14 protein-coding genes are annotated in these 16,760 nt (G+C 31.9%); 2 read left to right on the top strand and 12 right to left on the bottom strand.

Annotated elements, in window-relative coordinates; all coding sequences use genetic code 11:
* Positions 1-48 precede the first annotated feature (48 nt).
* Positions 49-2,754, top strand: coding sequence for a heavy metal translocating P-type ATPase (locus KQI68_RS01850; protein WP_216548379.1), 2,706 nt, complete (start codon positions 49-51; stop codon positions 2,752-2,754).
* A complete protein-coding gene (locus KQI68_RS01845; protein WP_216548378.1) occupies positions 2,754-3,023 on the top strand; it encodes a metal-sensing transcriptional repressor in 270 nt (89 codons plus the stop codon). The genes KQI68_RS01850 and KQI68_RS01845 overlap by 1 nt, the downstream gene beginning before the upstream one ends.
* Before the next feature lie 37 nt (positions 3,024-3,060).
* On the opposite strand, the gene KQI68_RS01840 is transcribed toward KQI68_RS01845, so the two are convergent.
* From KQI68_RS01840 to KQI68_RS01785, 12 genes are all read right to left on the bottom strand, one after another.
* A complete protein-coding gene (locus tag KQI68_RS01840; RefSeq protein ID WP_216548376.1) occupies positions 3,061-3,921 on the bottom strand; it encodes a DUF1002 domain-containing protein in 861 nt (286 codons plus the stop codon).
* 174 nt (positions 3,922-4,095) lie between these two features.
* Entirely contained in the window at positions 4,096-4,335 is a 240-nt protein-coding gene (locus KQI68_RS01835) for a hypothetical protein (protein WP_216548374.1), read from the bottom strand.
* The gene (gene yihA / locus KQI68_RS01830; protein WP_216548373.1) at positions 4,328-4,933 is read right to left on the bottom strand and encodes a ribosome biogenesis GTP-binding protein YihA/YsxC; all 606 of its coding nucleotides are present in this window, start codon (positions 4,931-4,933) and stop codon (positions 4,328-4,330) included. Before yihA ends, KQI68_RS01835 begins: the two co-directional genes overlap by 8 nt.
* Positions 4,920-7,253 (bottom strand): endopeptidase La, encoded by a 2,334-nt coding sequence (lon, locus tag KQI68_RS01825; RefSeq protein WP_216548371.1) that lies wholly within the window; start codon positions 7,251-7,253, stop codon positions 4,920-4,922. Before lon ends, yihA begins: the two co-directional genes overlap by 14 nt.
* A 48-nt stretch (positions 7,254-7,301) precedes the next feature.
* On the bottom strand, positions 7,302-8,519 hold the full coding sequence (gene clpX / locus KQI68_RS01820) for an ATP-dependent Clp protease ATP-binding subunit ClpX (RefSeq protein WP_216548369.1): 1,218 nt from the start codon (positions 8,517-8,519) through the stop codon (positions 7,302-7,304).
* Between the two features lie 14 nt (positions 8,520-8,533).
* Positions 8,534-9,118 carry an ATP-dependent Clp endopeptidase proteolytic subunit ClpP gene (clpP, locus tag KQI68_RS01815; RefSeq protein ID WP_216548367.1) on the bottom strand — a complete coding sequence of 195 codons (585 nt, stop codon included), beginning with the start codon at positions 9,116-9,118 and terminating at the stop codon, positions 8,534-8,536.
* Between the two features lie 12 nt (positions 9,119-9,130).
* Positions 9,131-10,483 carry a trigger factor gene (gene tig / locus KQI68_RS01810; protein ID WP_216548365.1) on the bottom strand — a complete coding sequence of 451 codons (1,353 nt, stop codon included), beginning with the start codon at positions 10,481-10,483 and terminating at the stop codon, positions 9,131-9,133.
* Between the two features lie 62 nt (positions 10,484-10,545).
* Positions 10,546-10,767, bottom strand: coding sequence for a YdbC family protein (locus KQI68_RS01805; protein ID WP_216548363.1), 222 nt, complete (start codon positions 10,765-10,767; stop codon positions 10,546-10,548).
* Between the two features lie 18 nt (positions 10,768-10,785).
* Entirely contained in the window at positions 10,786-12,486 is a 1,701-nt protein-coding gene (locus KQI68_RS01800) for a proline--tRNA ligase (RefSeq protein WP_216548361.1), read from the bottom strand.
* A gap of 176 nt (positions 12,487-12,662) precedes the next feature.
* A complete protein-coding gene (locus KQI68_RS01795) occupies positions 12,663-14,639 on the bottom strand; it encodes an ABC transporter permease family protein (protein ID WP_216548359.1) in 1,977 nt (658 codons plus the stop codon).
* Between the two features lie 2 nt (positions 14,640-14,641).
* A complete protein-coding gene (locus tag KQI68_RS01790; protein WP_216548357.1) occupies positions 14,642-15,388 on the bottom strand; it encodes an ABC transporter ATP-binding protein in 747 nt (248 codons plus the stop codon).
* On the bottom strand, positions 15,389-16,657 hold the full coding sequence (locus KQI68_RS01785) for an erythromycin esterase family protein (protein ID WP_246541206.1): 1,269 nt from the start codon (positions 16,655-16,657) through the stop codon (positions 15,389-15,391).
* Between the last annotated feature and the right edge of the window lie 103 nt (positions 16,658-16,760).

Genomic DNA, 16,760 nt, shown 5'->3' with positions numbered 1-16,760 from the left:
TACACTGAAATCAGTGACACCCCCCTGGGGGTATTGATGGGAGGAATTATGGATAAAAAATATGATGTTGGAGGTATGACCTGTGCATCTTGTGTTGCCAATGTGACTAAGGCAGTTGAAAAGCTTGATGGAGTTAATGATGTCAACGTCAATCTTATGACTAACTCCATGAAAGTCGACTTCGACGAAGATAAATTGACTGATAAAGAAATTATAGCTGCTGTAGAAAAAGTTGGCTACAGTGCAAATGTGCCAGGCGAGAAAACTTCCGAAATAAATACAGATGATAGAGAAGAGCATTTAAAACAAAGGCTAATTTATTCCACAATTTTTATGCTAATCCTAATGTATGTGGCAATGGGACACATGGTTCACCTTCCTATTCCACACATTTTCATGGGTACAAGTGGAGCGATAATTTTTGCATTTACGCAGTTTCTTTTAGCCCTTCCTGTAATTTATATCAACCGAGATTTTTATATTTCAGGATTTAAGGGACTTAAAAATAGAGCACCAAACATGGACACATTAGTTGCCCTTGGTTCGGCCGCTGCAATGATTTATGGAATCTTTGCAATTTACATGATGGCTTATGGATTTGGAATAGGAAATTTAGAAATCGTAGACAGATACAGAGAAAATTTATACTTTGAATCTGCTGCAATGATTTTAACGCTAATCACAGTAGGGAAATATCTAGAAGAAAAATCTAAAAATAAAACTAGAAATTCTCTTTCTAAATTAATGGACCTTGCCCCAAAGATGGCAACTGTAATTGAAGATGGCAAGGAAATCGTAAAAAATATAGAAGATGTAGCACTTGGAGATGTAATATTAGTTAGACCAGGCGAGTCAGTTGCAGTTGATGGCGAAGTCATTGAAGGTGCATCATCAGTTGATGAATCAGCAGTTACTGGCGAGTCAATTCCAGTTTCAAAAACTGTGGGCGATAAAGTAATTTCTGCTTCAATTAACACAACGGGATCATTTAAATTCGTTGCGCAAAAAGTTGGAGAAGACACTACAATTTCTCAAATCATCTCTCTTGTAGATGAGGCAAATCAGTCAAAGGCACCAATTGCAAAACTTGCAGACAAAATATCAGGTATTTTCGTGCCAGCTGTAATTGGAATTGCTATTGTAACTTTTGTGGCTTGGCTTGCACTTGGATACGGATTTGAAATGGCACTAAACTTTGCAATATCAGTACTTGTAATCTCTTGCCCATGTGCACTAGGACTTGCCACTCCAGTATCAATAATGGTTGCTACTGGAAAAAGTGCAGACTTTGGACTTTTGTTTAAAAATGCAGAAATCTTAGAAAATCTTCACAAGATTGACACAGTTGTAATGGATAAGACTGGTACAATCACTGAAGGAAAGCCAGTCGTGACAGATGTTGTAACTGAGCTAGATGAAGATGAATTTATAAAAATTGCAGCATCAATAGAAAAATCTTCACAACATCCACTTGCAAATGCGATTATTAATTTTGCTGAAGAAAAAAATATACAACTTGAAAACACAGAAAACTTCCACTCAGTAAGTGGTAGAGGAATTGTTGCAGAGCTAGATGGCAAAAAGTATTTCACGGGAAATAGAGAATACATGGAAGAAGAAAAAATTTCTCTAAATGGATATGATAAAAAAGCAGATGAGCTTTCAGAAAAGGGAAATACATCAATGTATTTTGCAGATAGTAAAAAAGTTATAGGAATAATTTCAGTTAAAGACCTTCCAAAAGAAAATTCCAAGAAAACTGTAAAACTTCTTCAAGACATGGATAAAGAAGTTATAATGCTAACTGGAGACAACGAAAAAACTGCAGCTGCAATCAATAGAGAAATGGGACTTAATAGAACTTTTGCAGGACTTTTGCCACAAGATAAAAATAAAATCATTGAAAAGCTTCAAAATGAAGGAAGAAAAGTTTTAATGATAGGAGACGGAATAAACGACGCCCCATCACTTGCCAAGGCTGATATTGGAATGGCAATAGGAAGCGGAACTGATGTGGCAATTGAATCATCAGATGTTGTCCTAATGCGTGATGACCTAATCGATGTAGTTTCAGCAATAGAGCTTTCAAAGGCAACTATTAAAAATATAAGAGAAAATTTATTCTGGGCATTTTTCTACAACACAATTGGAATACCAATTGCTGCGGGGCTTTTCTTTATACCCTTTGGATTAAAACTTTCTCCAATGTTTGGAGCCTTTGCAATGAGTTTAAGTTCAGTCTTTGTAGTAAATAATGCACTAAGGCTAAGAAGATTTAAACCAAAGAGCTTCGGCACAAAGAGTGAGAAAAAAGAAGTTAAAGAAGAAATTAATAAAAATAGAATAATTGTAGATGACATGACTTGCGAGCACTGCGAAAAGAGAGTGCAAGATGCGATAAATAACACTGGCAAAGCAAAAAATGCTCATGCAGATCATTTGACTGGTGTTGTAGAATTTGACGACCTTGGAATAAGTAAAGAAGAAGTTAGAAATGCAGTTGAAACTGCTGGATATAATTTAAAAGAAAATATAGGAGGAAATGAAATGGAAAAAATCTTAAATGTAGAAGGAATGAATTGCAATCACTGTGTAGCTTCAGTTACAAAGGCTCTTGAAGGAGTTGAAGGAGTTAAGAAAGCTGATGTTTCACTTGATGACAAAAAAGCAGTAGTTGAAATGGATAAAGAAGTGTCTAACGATGTGCTTGAAAAAGCAGTTGAAGATGCAGGATTTACTGCTAAAGTAAAATAATGAAAGCTGATAAAGACACACAACTTCGAAAACTAAAAACAGTTAGAGGTCAAATAGATGGGCTGATAAAAATGGTTGAAGATAATAGATATTGTCTAGATATCTCAAACCAACTCATGGCATCAATATCAATCCTTAAAAATATAAATAAAGACGTCTTAACTGCACATTTAAGAGGTTGTGTAAGAGACTCTTACAACAAGAGTGAAGATGAAATAGACGAAAAAATTGAAGAAATAAATGTGATAATAAATAAATTATCCAAATAAAGTATCATAAAAAAAGGACGCCTCGTGCGTCCTAATTTTATTTAAAAAGTGAAACAATAAAATCAATTATTTTTTCTAGAATATTTTTAGTATCTTCTACTGCCTTTTCTCCCTCTGGCGAATTTAAAAATGCACCGGCCTTGTCTTTGTATTTCTTTGCAGTGTCTGCAACTCTATTCCAATCAACATCGGCATTTTTCATATTGTTAAAAAGAGAAACCAATTTATTTTCTTGGCTTTCAGTTAAATTTATGTTGTAATTATTAGTTACATTTTGAATTATATTTCTAACTTCTGATTCATTCTTTGGCATATTTTCAGCCATTGCATCTTTGATTTGATAAATTATGTCGTTGGCCTTATCATCTCCAACTTCTTCAGATAATTTAGTTTGCACAACGAGTTCTTCGTTTGCAACTTTTTTAAGATCTTCAGATAAATTCTTGCCAGTGTTAGCTTCATAAGCCTTTAAAATACCTGTAAGAGCAGCAGTACCACTCACCTTTCCAGGTGCAGTTACATAAATTTCAGCATCTTCAACACCAACTGTGTTAAGGGCGTTTTTAATTGCCTCTGCAGTTACAATTCTAATATTGGGCGATAAATTAATCTCAAGACCATAGCCCTTGTCTTTAAAATTAATCTTTGCAGCTGAAAGAGCTTTATTTCCAATTTCTTTAGAAGTAAGTATATCACCTAAGTATTGGTATTCCTCTTTATTAGTAACTTCTATAATTTCTGTATTTTCATCAGCATTCATTTCTCTTAGCATTTCGCTTTTTTGCGATTCTCTAAGGTCAGAACCTAGAGTTATAATTGTGCTTCCTTTGGCAAAAACTGCACTTGGAATTAATGTCGCAGCAAGTAAAACCGCCGCCACTTTATTTTTAAATCTCATAATATCCCTCCATTTTCTAAATAATAACATTCATATATGAATTCTATTTAAAATTTATGTGAAATTTAACTTTTTTATTATAGCATAAAACGGCGTAAAAAAGCAGACAGCCCTAAAAGCCTGCTAGGTTTTAATTCCACTAAAATAATAAAAAAGAAGTCTATTTCTAGACTTCTATATAAAATCAAATATATTTGCTATTAATAAAACTATTCCGCCAAAAAATATTAAATAGTTTGAATATTTTTCTAGTTTGCTTGTACTATTTTTAAGTTCTTTAAATACATCTCCTACTATTAATGCGAGGAATACCGCATTTGCTCCTGATGTTGATATATTATTTATTTTTCCAAGTACAAAGACTATTATAAATGTTATGGCTGCTAAAAGTTTTCCTGCATTTATATTATTCATCGCTTGCTCCGTGAAATGCTATCATATCTTCAAATATTTCCCACATTTCTTCTACTTCATCTCTTTTTTCTGAAGAGAAGGGAATTATATTTTCCTTTTGTTCTATATTTAATTTTTTTGCAATGGCTGAGATGTGTTTTTGAAGTTGTGATTTTTTTATTTTGTCTTTTTTTGTTGCAATTACTATTCCAGAAAATCCTGACTCAATTATATAGTCATACATTTGTTTATCAAGTTCTGTTGGCTCATGTCTAATGTCTACAAGAAGTATTGTCTCTAGGATATTTTCACGAGTTTCAAGATATCTATTTATTATTCCTGCCCACTTGCCCTTTTCTGATTTTGCAACTTTTGCATATCCATACCCTGGAAGGTCTACAAGTCTTAGTTCGTCATTTACATTGTAAAAGTTAATCGTCCTTGTTTTTCCAGGTGTGCTAGATGTCCTTGCTAAATTTTTTCTATTTAACATTGCATTTATAAAGGAAGATTTACCCACATTGGATCTTCCTGCAAAGGCAAATTCTGGAAGATTTTCACTTGGATACTGTTTTTCTTCTACTGCGACTTTTTCTAAATCTGCTTTACTTATTTTCAAAAATATCACCTATCGCAATCTTTACAACTTCTGAGAAATTAGAAACTGTTTTGATTTCAAGTTTTTTCACTGCTTCTTCTTCAATTTCCTTTAAGTCTCTCTTGTTTTCTTCAGGAATTATTACAGTTTTTACGCCAAATCTTTCGGCAGCAAGAAGTTTTTCTTTAAGTCCACCTATTGGAAGAACCTTTCCTCTAAGAGTAATCTCTCCAGTCATTGCCACATCACTTCTCACTGGCTTTTGTGTAAGTGCTGATAAGACTGATGTTGCAATGGAAATTCCTGCAGATGGTCCGTCCTTTGGTGTTGCTCCTTCAGGCACGTGAATGTGTATGTCTCTTGTTTTTCTAAATTCTGGATCAAGTCCATATTGTTCTGCATTTGCTGCAATGTGAGAGATTGCGGCAATTGCTGATTCTTTCATTACATCTCCAAGGCTTCCTGTAAGTGTTAGAGCACCCTTGCCCTTCATTACAGTCGCTTCAATGCTTAAAGTTGTTCCTCCAACTTGAGTCCAAGCTAGTCCATTAACTGCTCCTATTTGGTCTTCTTTTTCTTTTTCGTCAATTGTAAATATTTTTTCGCCAAGAAAATCTGTTATATTACTAGTGCTTACAGAAACTTTTTCTACATTTTCTTCCACAATTTTAAGTGCTGCCTTTCTAGCAATTTTTGAAATTTGCTTTTCAAGGCCTCTAACTCCAGACTCTCTTGTGTAATAATCGATGATGTCCTTTAATGCTCTTTCAGAAATATTTATATTTTCAGATTTTAATCCATTTTCTGTAATTTGCTTTGGCACTAAATATTTCTTTGCTATATTTAGTTTTTCATTTGGAGTGTATCCTCCAATTTCAATTACTTCCATTCTGTCAAGAAGTGGTCTTGGAATAGTCTGCGTGGTGTTTGCTGTTGCTATAAAAAACACATTTGATAAATCAAAGGGAAGTTCTAAATATCTATCTGTAAAGGAATTATTTTGCTCAGGGTCAAGTACTTCAAGTAGTGCTGATGCTGGGTCTCCTTTAAAGTCTTTGCCGACTTTATCTATTTCATCAAATAAAAATACTGGGTCATTTGTGCCAGCTTTTTTTAAGAGGGAAATAATTCTACCGGGAAGAGCTCCAATATAAGTCCTTCTATGTCCTCTGATTTCAGCTTCATCTGTGATTCCGCCAAGGCTCATTCTCACAAATTCTTTATCAAGAGATGATGCAATTGATCTTGCGATGGAAGTTTTACCCACTCCTGGAGGTCCTACAAGACATAGTATTGGTCCCTTTTGCTCCTTGCCTGCAAGTTTTCTAACTGCAATAAATTCTAAAATTCTTTCTTTTACTGTTTTAAGTCCATAATGTTCATTGTTTAAAATATTTCTTGCAGATTTTATATTTACTTCATCTTCTCCACTTTCCATCCATGGAAGGTCAATTATCCAGTCGAGATAATTTATGAGAAGTGAGTAATCGGGAGACTGTGAGTTTAAGCTGCTTAGTTTTTTAACCTCACTTAGTGCTTTTTCTCTAACTTCTTCTGGAAGTTCTTTCTCCTCTATTTTTTCTCTGTAATTTGAAATAATATCTGCTTCGTCTTCTGTATCGCCAAGCTCCTTGTGAATTACTTTAAGCTGTTCCTTTAAGAAATAATCCTTTTGAAGCTTGTCCATTTTGCTTTTAACTTCGTCATTAATTTTCTTTTCAATGGACATTAATTCGATTTCTCTTTTCATAATTTCATGAAAAGCTACAAATCTTTCGTATATATCGTAAGTTTCAAGGATTCTTTGATAATCTTCTAATTTAAAATTTAAATATCCTACAACTGTATCTAAAAATCTCGAAGGATCATCTGTATCTACAACATTTGATAAAAGTCCTGGAATCATTTTGTCATCAAGTGCTACATATGCCTCAATGTCTGCAAATGCAAGACGAAGTGCAGCTTCAATTTTTTCTTCGCGACCTTTTATATTTTCCTCTTCTTCATAGACTTCTACAATTGCTTCTATTAATTCTTCGCCAAAATCAACTTCGTCTATCTCGGCTCTTTTTTCTCCTTCAACTAATACTCTTACTATACCTCCGGGAAGTTTTAAAATCTGCTTGATTGTTGCAATTGTTCCAACATCAAATAAATCTTCTCTCTTTGGCTCTTCTATTTCTACATCTTTTTGAGCTACTAAAAAGATTTTAGAATCTGCCATTTCGGCTTCTTCCACAGCCTTTACAGAAATATCTCTTCCGCAATCAAAATGTGTAACCATATGTGGAAATATTACTAAGTTTCTAAGAGGTATTAGAGGTAGTTTCAATTTTTCCATATTCACCTTCTAAATACTTTCTAAAAAAGCCGTGGAAACCACGGCATTTTATTTTTTAATTAATTTTGCAGGGGACTTGCCCTCTACTGATTCTTTTGTAATCTCGACAGCTTTTATATCGTCACGAGATGGTATTTCATACATTATATCCATAATTGTATTTTCAATTACACCTCTTAAACCTCTTGCTCCAGCTTTTTTGTCGATTGCAAGTTTTGCAATGCGTCTTAGAGCTTCATCTGTGAATCTAAGTTCCACATCATCGTATTTTAAAAGCTCTTTGTATTGCTTAACAAGTGCATTCTTAGGCTTTGTTAAGATTTCAACTAAGGCATCTTCATCAAGCTCTTCAAGAGTTATTGTGACAGGAAGTCTTCCTATTAGTTCTGGAATAAGTCCAAATTTTAGAAGGTCTTCTGTCTCAACTTTTGTCAAGATGTTTTCTTTTGCTTTATTTTTATCAACAATCTCTGCACCAAATCCCATTGATGACTTAGAGATTCTATTTTCTATAATTTTGTCAATTCCGTCAAAGGCTCCACCTACTATAAATAAAATATTAGATGTATCAACTTGGATAAATTCTTGTGATGGATGCTTTCTGCCTCCTTGAGGTGGCACATTTGCAATAGTTCCTTCTATAATTTTTAGAAGTGCTTGTTGCACACCTTCACCACTTACATCTCTAGTGATAGACACATTTTCAGATTTTCTAGCAATCTTATCTATTTCATCTATATAGATTATTCCCTTTTCTGCTCTTTCTATATCATAGTCAGCATTTTGAATTAGCTTTAAAATAATATTTTCTACGTCTTCACCAACATAGCCGGCTTCTGTTAAAGTTGTGGCATCTGCTATGGCGAAGGGAACATTTAAAAGTTTTGCCAAAGTTTGAGCAAGTAGAGTTTTACCTGACCCTGTTGGTCCAATCATCAAAATATTTGACTTTTGCAGCTCAATGTCACTGTCAGCTTTTCTTGTAGAGTTAATTCTCTTGTAGTGATTGTAAACTGCAACAGATAATGCTCTTTTTGCTTCTTCTTGCTTAACTGCATATAGATCTAGAATTTCTTTGATTTCGGCAGGCTTTTTAAGTTCAAAATCATGAGATAATTCAGGAACTACTTCGTCTCCCAATACTTTAGCGCATCTATCAACACATTCGTTACAAATATTAACATTAGGTCCTGCTATTAATCTACTGACTTGATTTTGTGTTTTGCCACAGAATGAACATCTTAAAATTTCATCTGTTTTTGACATGTCTCACCCCTAAATCAATTTCTGTTTTCAATTACTTTGTCTATTAAACCGTACTCTACGGCTTCTTCTGAACTTAGCCAGTAATCTCTATCTGTATCTCTTTCGATTTTTTCAAGAGGTTGGCCAGTATTTTTAGCTAAGATTTCATTTAATTTATGTCTAATTTTTAAAATCTTTTCTGCATTTATTTGAATGTCGGAAGCTTGACCTTGTGCGCCACCAGATGGTTGGTGAATCATAATATCTGCATTTGGAAGTGCAAATCTCTTGCCCTTTGCACCTGATGAAAGTAAAAATGCTCCCATTGATGCAGCCATACCTATACAAATTGTAGAAACATCAGGCTTTATATAATTCATTGTGTCATAAATTGCAAAACCAGCACTTACAGATCCTCCTGGTGAATTAATATAAAGTTGAATGTCTTTGTTTGGATCTTCTGATTCTAAAAATAAAAGTTGAGCAACTATTAAATCTGCCATGACATCATTAACTTCTCCACTTGCAAAGATAATTCTATCTTTTAAAAGTCTTGAATAAATGTCATAGGACCTTTCTCCTCTATTAGTTTGTTCGACTACCATTGGCACTAAAGCCATTTAATCACATCCTTATTTATCTGAATTTTCAGCTTCTTCTTTAATTTCTTCTTCTGTTAATTCTTTAGGTTCAACAAATTTTGTTTCTTCTACTAATTTTTCAACAGCTTTTCTCTTTGCAAGGTCTTCTCTTACAACTTCTTTGTTTTCATTAAGCATATATTCTCTCATTTTTTCCATATGCTCTTTGTCATCTTTGAAGTAATCTTCTACAACTTTGTTTACTTCTTTTTCGATTTCTTCATCAGTAATTTCAATATTTTCAGCTTTTACAAGAGCTTCAATAGCTAGGTCGTTTTTAACAGTTTTTTCAGCTTCTGGTCTCATAGTCTTTTTGAATTCATCAAGACTTTGACCAATCATTTTAATATAATCTTCGAAGCTAATTCCTTGAGCTCTTAAAGTTTGGTCATAATTTCTAATTGTATCTTCGATTTGATTGTTAATCATAGCTTCAGGAATTTCAGCATCTACTAATTCTCCAAGCTTGTCAATAACTCTTCTTTCTTTTTCCATTTGAGAAGTAATTTTAAATTCTTCTTCTTTTTTAGCTCTGATGTCAGCTTTGTATTCATCAATTGTGTCAAATTCAGAAATGTCTTTTACAAATTCATCATCAAGCTCTGGAAGTTCTTCGTAAGAAATGCTGTTTAATTTGATTTCAAATTTAGCATCTTTTCCTGCAAGGTCTTTTTGGTGATAATCTTCTGGGAATTTAACATTGATGTCAAATTCTTCGCCAATATTGTGACCAATGATTTCTTCTTCAAATCCTGGAATAAATGTGTTTGAACCAATTTCAAGATCTTGGTTTTCAGCAGATCCACCGTCAAAATATTCGCCGTCAACAGAACCTTTGAAGTCGATATTTACTTTGTCGCCTTCTTTAACTTCTCTGTCGTCAACATTTACGATTCTTGCATTCATTCTTCTTTCGTTTTCAATTTCGTTATCGATTAATTCATCAGTTACTTCAATAGTTGGGTCTTCAACTTCAAGTCCCTTGTAGTCTTTAATTTCAACTTCTGGTCTAACATCTACAGAAACATTAAATAATACTTCGTCTTTTTCTAAAGTTTCTTCATCTATATCCATATCTGGTTGATCAACAACTTTAAGGTCAAGTTCTCTTACAGCTTTTTCATATTCAGCTGGAAGAAGTTCATTAATTGCATCTTCAAAGAACACATCCTTGCCATACATGTTTTCGATCATCTTTCTAGGCACATGACCTTTTCTAAATCCTGGCATTTGGAAGTGTTTTTTATTTTTCTTATATACTTCAGATTCAGCTTTATCTATATCTTCTCTTTTAAGAACAATGTCAAAAAAGACTTTATTATTTTCTTTCTTTTTAATTTCCATTACAATCTCCTCGCTCTCTTAGTACATTTCTCTATTATAACATAAGTTTTTTTAAAAATATATTAAATACCTCTGTCCTTTAGGATTTTAGAGAGTATTTCAATTTCTTCATCATTTAGTGTTACGCCCTTAGACATTTTAATATGATCTGGGTCCCATTCTCTTAAATCGTACTTTGCAGGTCTGTCGTTAAAGCTAACTTTGTTAAGTTCCTTAGTCCAGCCCTTAGCACTTTCAGACAAAACGCCTAGATGTTCTACAATTTCAAATTTAAAATCAGCCATAATTCTCCTCATTTATATTTATTTATTAGAAACTTCTTCTAATATATTATTAATTGCATCTTCATAAGAAATTTCAGAATTTTCCATTTCTCTTCTAGTTGAGTATTCAACAAGACCATCAGAAGATTTCTTTCCGCATGTAATTCTAAGAGGAATACCAATTAAATCTCTATCCTTAAACTTAACTCCAGCTCTTTCCTTTCTGTCATCAAGTAAAACTTCAATCCCCTTAGATTTCAATTCTTCATAAATCTTTTCGCCAAGTTCAACTTGCTTATCATCTTTGATATTTAGGATAGTCACAATTGCTTCATAAGGAGCAACTGCAATTGGCCAAATAATTCCGTTGTCATCGTGGTTTTGTTCAATAACTGCAGTCACAGATCTTGTAACACCAACACCGTAAGAACCCATGTAGAAGTAGTTTGCCTTGCCATTTTCATCAAGATAAGTTGCATTTAATGATTTAGAATATTTAGTGCCAAGTTTGAAGATATTACCAACTTCAATACCTCTTGCAAATTTATATTCATCATCAGTTCCTGGAACTTTGTCACCTTCTTCAACAAGAAGTAAGTCTTCAACAACTTCTCCTTCGAAATCTCTTCCATAATTTGCGTTAATATAATGGTACTCTTCTTCATTTGCACCTACTACAAGGTTATTTATTTCTGTAATTGATTTATCAACTATAATTCTTGCATCAAGACCAATTGGACCAGTGTAACCAGCAAAGGAGCCGATTGCTTTTATGTCTTCTTCTGACATCATTTCGATATCGTGTTCTGCAACACCAGTGTATGAAATTAATTTTGCCATATTTAGTTCTCTGTCGCCTGGAATAAATACAATAACTCTTTCGCCAGCCATAACTAAATCAACAGCTTTGGCACATCTCTTCTTGTCAACATTTAAGAAATTAGAAACCTCTTCAATAGTCTTTGCACCTGGAGTGTGTACCTTTTCTAAATCTTTTCTTTCTTGTTCTTCAGGTAGGATGTATTCAACTGGAGCCTTTTCTTCAGTTGCTCCAAATTTTCCATTTTCAGAATAAACAATTACGCCTTCTCCAGTTTCAGAAAGCGCAATAAATTCGTGAGAGCCGCTTCCACCCATGGCACCATTGTCGCCTTCAACGATTTTGTAATCAAGGTGAAGTCTGTCAAAAATCTTTTCATAAGCTCTATACATATTCATGTATGCCTCATGTAAAGTTTCTGGATTTGTATCGAAAGTATAGGCATCTTTCATCAAGAATTCTCTCGCCCTATTTATACCAAATCTCGGTCTCTTTTCGTCTCTATACTTAGTTTGAATTTGATATAAATTTAGAGGAAGATCCTTGTAGGATTTAACCTCATCTCTTACAAGAGTAGTAAAATATTCTTCAGCAGTTGGTCCAAGGCAGAACTCTCTGTCGTTTCTGTCACGAAGCTTAAACATTTCAGGACCAAACTTTTCCCATCTGCCAGATTCCTTCCAAATTTCTGCAGGCTGAATAGCAGACATTAAAATTTCCATAGCGCCTGCATTATCCATTTCTTCTCTTACTATATTTTCAATTTTTTTAATCGCTCTATATCCAAGAGGCAAGTATGTATAAACACCACTTGCTGATTTTCTAATCATACCAGCTCTTAATAGAAATTTATGTGATGCAATTTCAGCATCTTGAGGATCTTCTCTAAGAGTAGGCATGTAAAGTTTAGATAGTCTCATAAAACCTCCAATTTTTTGCTAAAAGTATTATAAACTTTATTAATAAAATCTACAAGTTTTTACAATACTTGTAATTCACTTATTTTATTATACTATAAAGAATGAATTTTACACAAATTATTGAGTTTTATTTAAAATAAATCCCTAGCGTTAAAGCCAGGGATTTAAATTTTTGTTTAATTATAGAGAACTATTTTTGTATATGCTCTACTGGAAATTTTTAATATTATTAGATAAATAATTATATATAAAGCTATAACTCCAACCATTACTAATATAAAGAGTTTCACATTCATTAGTCCCATCAAAACTAGAAATTTTTTTAGTATTGGAAAGGCAAATGCTGTGTGTGCTGATGCAAAGATTATTGGCAAGATTAAAAGTGTTCTCATTTGTTTTTTTATTGTTTTCTTTGCTTCTTCATCAGTCAAGCCAAGTTTTTTCATTATGTTAAATCTCGGTGCATCTTCGTAGGCTTCTGTTAATTCCTTGTAATATATTGCTAGTGCCATTGATGATAAAAATGCTATTCCAAGTATTGTTCCTACAAAGAATATGATTCCGTAAGTTCTTAAAAATTCTACTTTTGTTTTTTCTCTATTTATAATCTCAATTTTTTGCTTTGGATTAATTTTTAAATTTTCTATATTTACTCTTAGATTATTTTCAAGACTTTCATTGTTTTCATTTATCATTGTCTCTACTACTGGTTTGTCAACTTTCCAATTACCATTTATGGGTGCATATTTATTTGCTATTTCATCTGCAATTTTATAATCTTTTACAATTATTTTGCTATTTTTAAATATTGTTAGGACATTTTCCATTGGAATGTCATTGTCTTCTTTATTTATTCCAGTGGATTTGAATCCTAAATTATCTATAAAATTTTCAACAGTTCCATCTTTTATATAGATTAAATCGGCTTCATTGAATTTTAGATTTGTATCTTTTGTATAAATTATATTCAACACCATAAATTTATTTTCGAAAAGCATTGAATTTATTTCTTCTTTGCTAATTTTTCTGATTTTATTATTTTCAATAAAGATTGGAACACTCCAAGTTGCAGTGGTAGCCATTTTACTTTTGGATTTATTACTCTTAGCTATTTCTTCTATATTCTTTCTATATTTATCTAATTCTTGTTCACTTGAGATAAAGTTATCAGTCTTTATATTTAAGTTTGACGGGAACATTCTATTAACTGCATCGCCTATGCCAAAGTATAGGCTAAGTCCTGAAGTCAAAACTATTATAAATGCTGTTGATAGTATTGTTATATTAGATAACGATTTTGAGTTTCTCCTAACTCTATATAAAAGTCCTGATATTGCAAAGAAATTTTCTTTTTTATAGTAACTTTTTTTATTTTTTGCAAATTCTAATATAATACTTACTATTACAGAAAATGCACAGTACGTTCCAATTATTACAAGTAGCACTGCCACGAAAAAATTTTTAAAAGCTCCCATTGGATTTTTCGTCGTTATGCTTATAAAGTATCCCGATGCAATTGCAATTATTCCTATTAAAGCAATTAATGGTCTGAATTTACCTTTTTTATCTCCTGCTTTTGATTCATTTATAAGTCTAATTGGTGTGTAACTACTTAGTTTTAGTATTTGAATTATTAATACTAATATTAAAATAATTATAAATATAAGAGCAATGCATAGGGAGGGTAGTATATTGTTAAATATTCCATTTGCAAAAATATTTATTTCTAAGCTCACAACTTTTACAAAAACAGCAAGTGAAATCTTGTATAAAATTATACTCAGTATTAATCCAGGTATAATTGAGAAAATCATTATATAAATCATTTCCCAAAATAAAATTAATTTGAGATGTTTCTTTTCAAGCCCCAATACTAAATATATGCCAGACTCTTTTAATTTTCTCTTTTGTATAAAGGAATAAACTGACGAGAGCATTATTATAGAAAATATAGAAAGTATAAAAACACCCATTTGCATAAATATTTTCATTGTCTCCATTCCACTTTGTCCTGAAATTGTATTGTCCATGCTTATGCTAAGACAAATGGAATTTAAAATCATAAGAAAAATAATTGTCCCTATAAAAGGTATAAATATATTTTTATTTCTTTTGATTTGAGAAAGTGCAAGCTTTTTATAAAGTGATTTCATAACTAACTCCTTTGAAGCATCTGCATTGTTTCAGAAATTTTCTTTTGCATTTCAAATAATTCCATATTTCCCTTGTAAAGTTGATGATAAATCTTTCCATCTTTTATAAACAAAACTCTTTCAGCTTCTGATGCTGCCATTACTGAATGTGTTACCATTAGTATTGTCTGACCACTTTTATTTAATTTTTCAAAAACTTTTAATAATTCTCTTGAGCTATTGCTGTCAAGTGCACCTGTTGGCTCATCTGCAAGGAGTATATCGGGACCAGTGATTAATGCTCTTGCTATTGCCGCCCTTTGCTTTTGCCCTCCACTAACCTCGTAAGGATAATGAGATAGTATCTCTTCTATATTTAACTTACTTGCAATTTCTTTTAATTTTAACTCCATTGAAGATATATTTTCTCCTGCAAGTACTAGAGGAAGTAATATATTGTCCTTTAAGGTAAAGGTATCTAAGAGATTAAATTCTTGAAATACAAAACCTAAGTTTTCTCTTCTAAACTTTGCTATCTCACTATCTTTTATAGTTGATAAGTCTTTATTCCTTAATATTACGCTTCCCTTAGTTGGTTTATCTAATAATGCCAGGATATTTAATAGAGTTGTCTTTCCACTTCCAGACTCGCCCATTATTGCAATGTATTCTCCTTCTTCTACTGTGAAGTTAATATCTTTTAGAGCGTGAACTTCATTTGTTCCAAATCTTGATTTATAAATTTTCCCTATATTTTGTACTTCTAACATTTAATCACCCTTTTGCTCAATTACATTAATTGGCTTTGCATAATATATAAAAATCATAGCATCATATAAATCCGCTGGCTTTTCCTTAATTCTATAGCTTGTGGGCATTAGCTTCATCACCCAAGAATATCCTTCGCCTAAAGAACCCATATTGATTTTTGAATTTATTATTTTGTGAGTATCTCCTTCTTTTACATTAGAAAAATCTAAATAATATTTTCCGTTAAATTTTCTGGCACTATAAGCAAGAGGATCTGCTGAAGTAAAACTGTGATTTGAACGACTTCTTCCTTCAACTATTTCATTTATATTTACAATTGTTTTATAAAAATCAGTTCCAATTATAAAATAATCATCTTTATAGATGTCTTTTAGATTAGCACCCATAGTTTTGTAGAAATTTGATTTTTTCCCAATGTGACCATTGTGTCCAGAAATCATTATGAGATTATTGCCCTTTGATTTTTCAAAATCACCTATCCAATTTACATTTTCAGCCATATATTTATCTCTAAAATTATTTGCTTTTACATAATCATTAAAGTCAATTCCATAATATTTAATGCTGTCCAATACATTTGTAATAGCTCTTGAAATAAGTCTTGCATCATTTGATGAAAGTGTATCTACATTTGATTTAATTTCTTTTAAAATTTCTTCATTTTCTTTTAGTTTTTCTATGCTATATTTTTCTTCTGTTATAAAACTAAATCTCTCGTCTAAGTTTTTATCTTTAAGAATATTATTTTCCTTTGCAAATTTTAAAATCAAAGAAATTGATTTTTCTGGATTTTGCATGTCAAATCCATAGAAAGATATTTTGTCTTCATCTTTTGCATTTTGATTATAATCAAACATCCAGTTTATTAAATCGTTCATCTCTTTTGTATGATAAATATTAAAAGAAAAAACTTTTGAAATATTTTCATCTTTCTTGTCCCCATGAATGTAGTCATTAATAACCATGCCTTCACCGAAGTCTGCTTCTATTGCAAAACTTTTGAGATTGTTTTTCTCTACTAAAGTTTTTAAAACTTCTAATTTTAAATCTTGAAAATCAGAATTGCCGTGAGTTGCCTCTCCAAGCCCAACTATTTTTACATTCTCATCTAAATTTATTTCATCAATATCTCTTGCATATAAATTGATGTCATCTATGTTTTTTCTAGCTTGTACTTTTGGTATGTTAATCCATAAAAAATCTGCCACTGCTATTAGCACAAAAACTGATAAAATAAAAATTAAAAAACCTTTTATAAACTTTCTCAAAATTTCACCTACTTTTTATTCTAAAATAATTATATTCCAATAATAAATAAAAATCCCTTATATTAAATTACATTTAAGATTCTAATGTGACATTTATGTAACA

The organism is Peptoniphilus ovalis (assembly GCF_018919265.1).
GTDB lineage: Bacteria > Bacillota > Clostridia > Tissierellales > Peptoniphilaceae > Peptoniphilus_A > Peptoniphilus_A ovalis.
Note: the sequence above shows the minus strand (reverse complement) of the source record. Positions and strands in the feature narration are given on the sequence as shown.

What these genes read in the sequence shown, in the direction of transcription:
- KQI68_RS01805 (WP_216548363.1), bottom strand. Translation starts at nt 10,767, where the DNA reads ATGGCTGATTTTAAATTTGAAATTGTAGAACATCTAGGCGTTTTGTCT.
- clpP (WP_216548367.1), bottom strand. Translation starts at nt 9,118, where the DNA reads ATGGCTTTAGTGCCAATGGTAGTCGAACAAACTAATAGAGGAGAAAGG.
- KQI68_RS01850 (WP_216548379.1), top strand. Translation starts at nt 49, where the DNA reads ATGGATAAAAAATATGATGTTGGAGGTATGACCTGTGCATCTTGTGTT.
- KQI68_RS01840 (WP_216548376.1), bottom strand. Translation starts at nt 3,921, where the DNA reads ATGAGATTTAAAAATAAAGTGGCGGCGGTTTTACTTGCTGCGACATTA.
- KQI68_RS01845 (WP_216548378.1), top strand. Translation starts at nt 2,754, where the DNA reads ATGAAAGCTGATAAAGACACACAACTTCGAAAACTAAAAACAGTTAGA.
- KQI68_RS01800 (WP_216548361.1), bottom strand. Translation starts at nt 12,486, where the DNA reads ATGAGACTATCTAAACTTTACATGCCTACTCTTAGAGAAGATCCTCAA.
- tig (WP_216548365.1), bottom strand. Translation starts at nt 10,483, where the DNA reads ATGGAAATTAAAAAGAAAGAAAATAATAAAGTCTTTTTTGACATTGTT.
- clpX (WP_216548369.1), bottom strand. Translation starts at nt 8,519, where the DNA reads ATGTCAAAAACAGATGAAATTTTAAGATGTTCATTCTGTGGCAAAACA.
- KQI68_RS01835 (WP_216548374.1), bottom strand. Translation starts at nt 4,335, where the DNA reads ATGAATAATATAAATGCAGGAAAACTTTTAGCAGCCATAACATTTATA.
- KQI68_RS01790 (WP_216548357.1), bottom strand. Translation starts at nt 15,388, where the DNA reads ATGTTAGAAGTACAAAATATAGGGAAAATTTATAAATCAAGATTTGGA.
- KQI68_RS01795 (WP_216548359.1), bottom strand. Translation starts at nt 14,639, where the DNA reads ATGAAATCACTTTATAAAAAGCTTGCACTTTCTCAAATCAAAAGAAAT.
- lon (WP_216548371.1), bottom strand. Translation starts at nt 7,253, where the DNA reads ATGGAAAAATTGAAACTACCTCTAATACCTCTTAGAAACTTAGTAATA.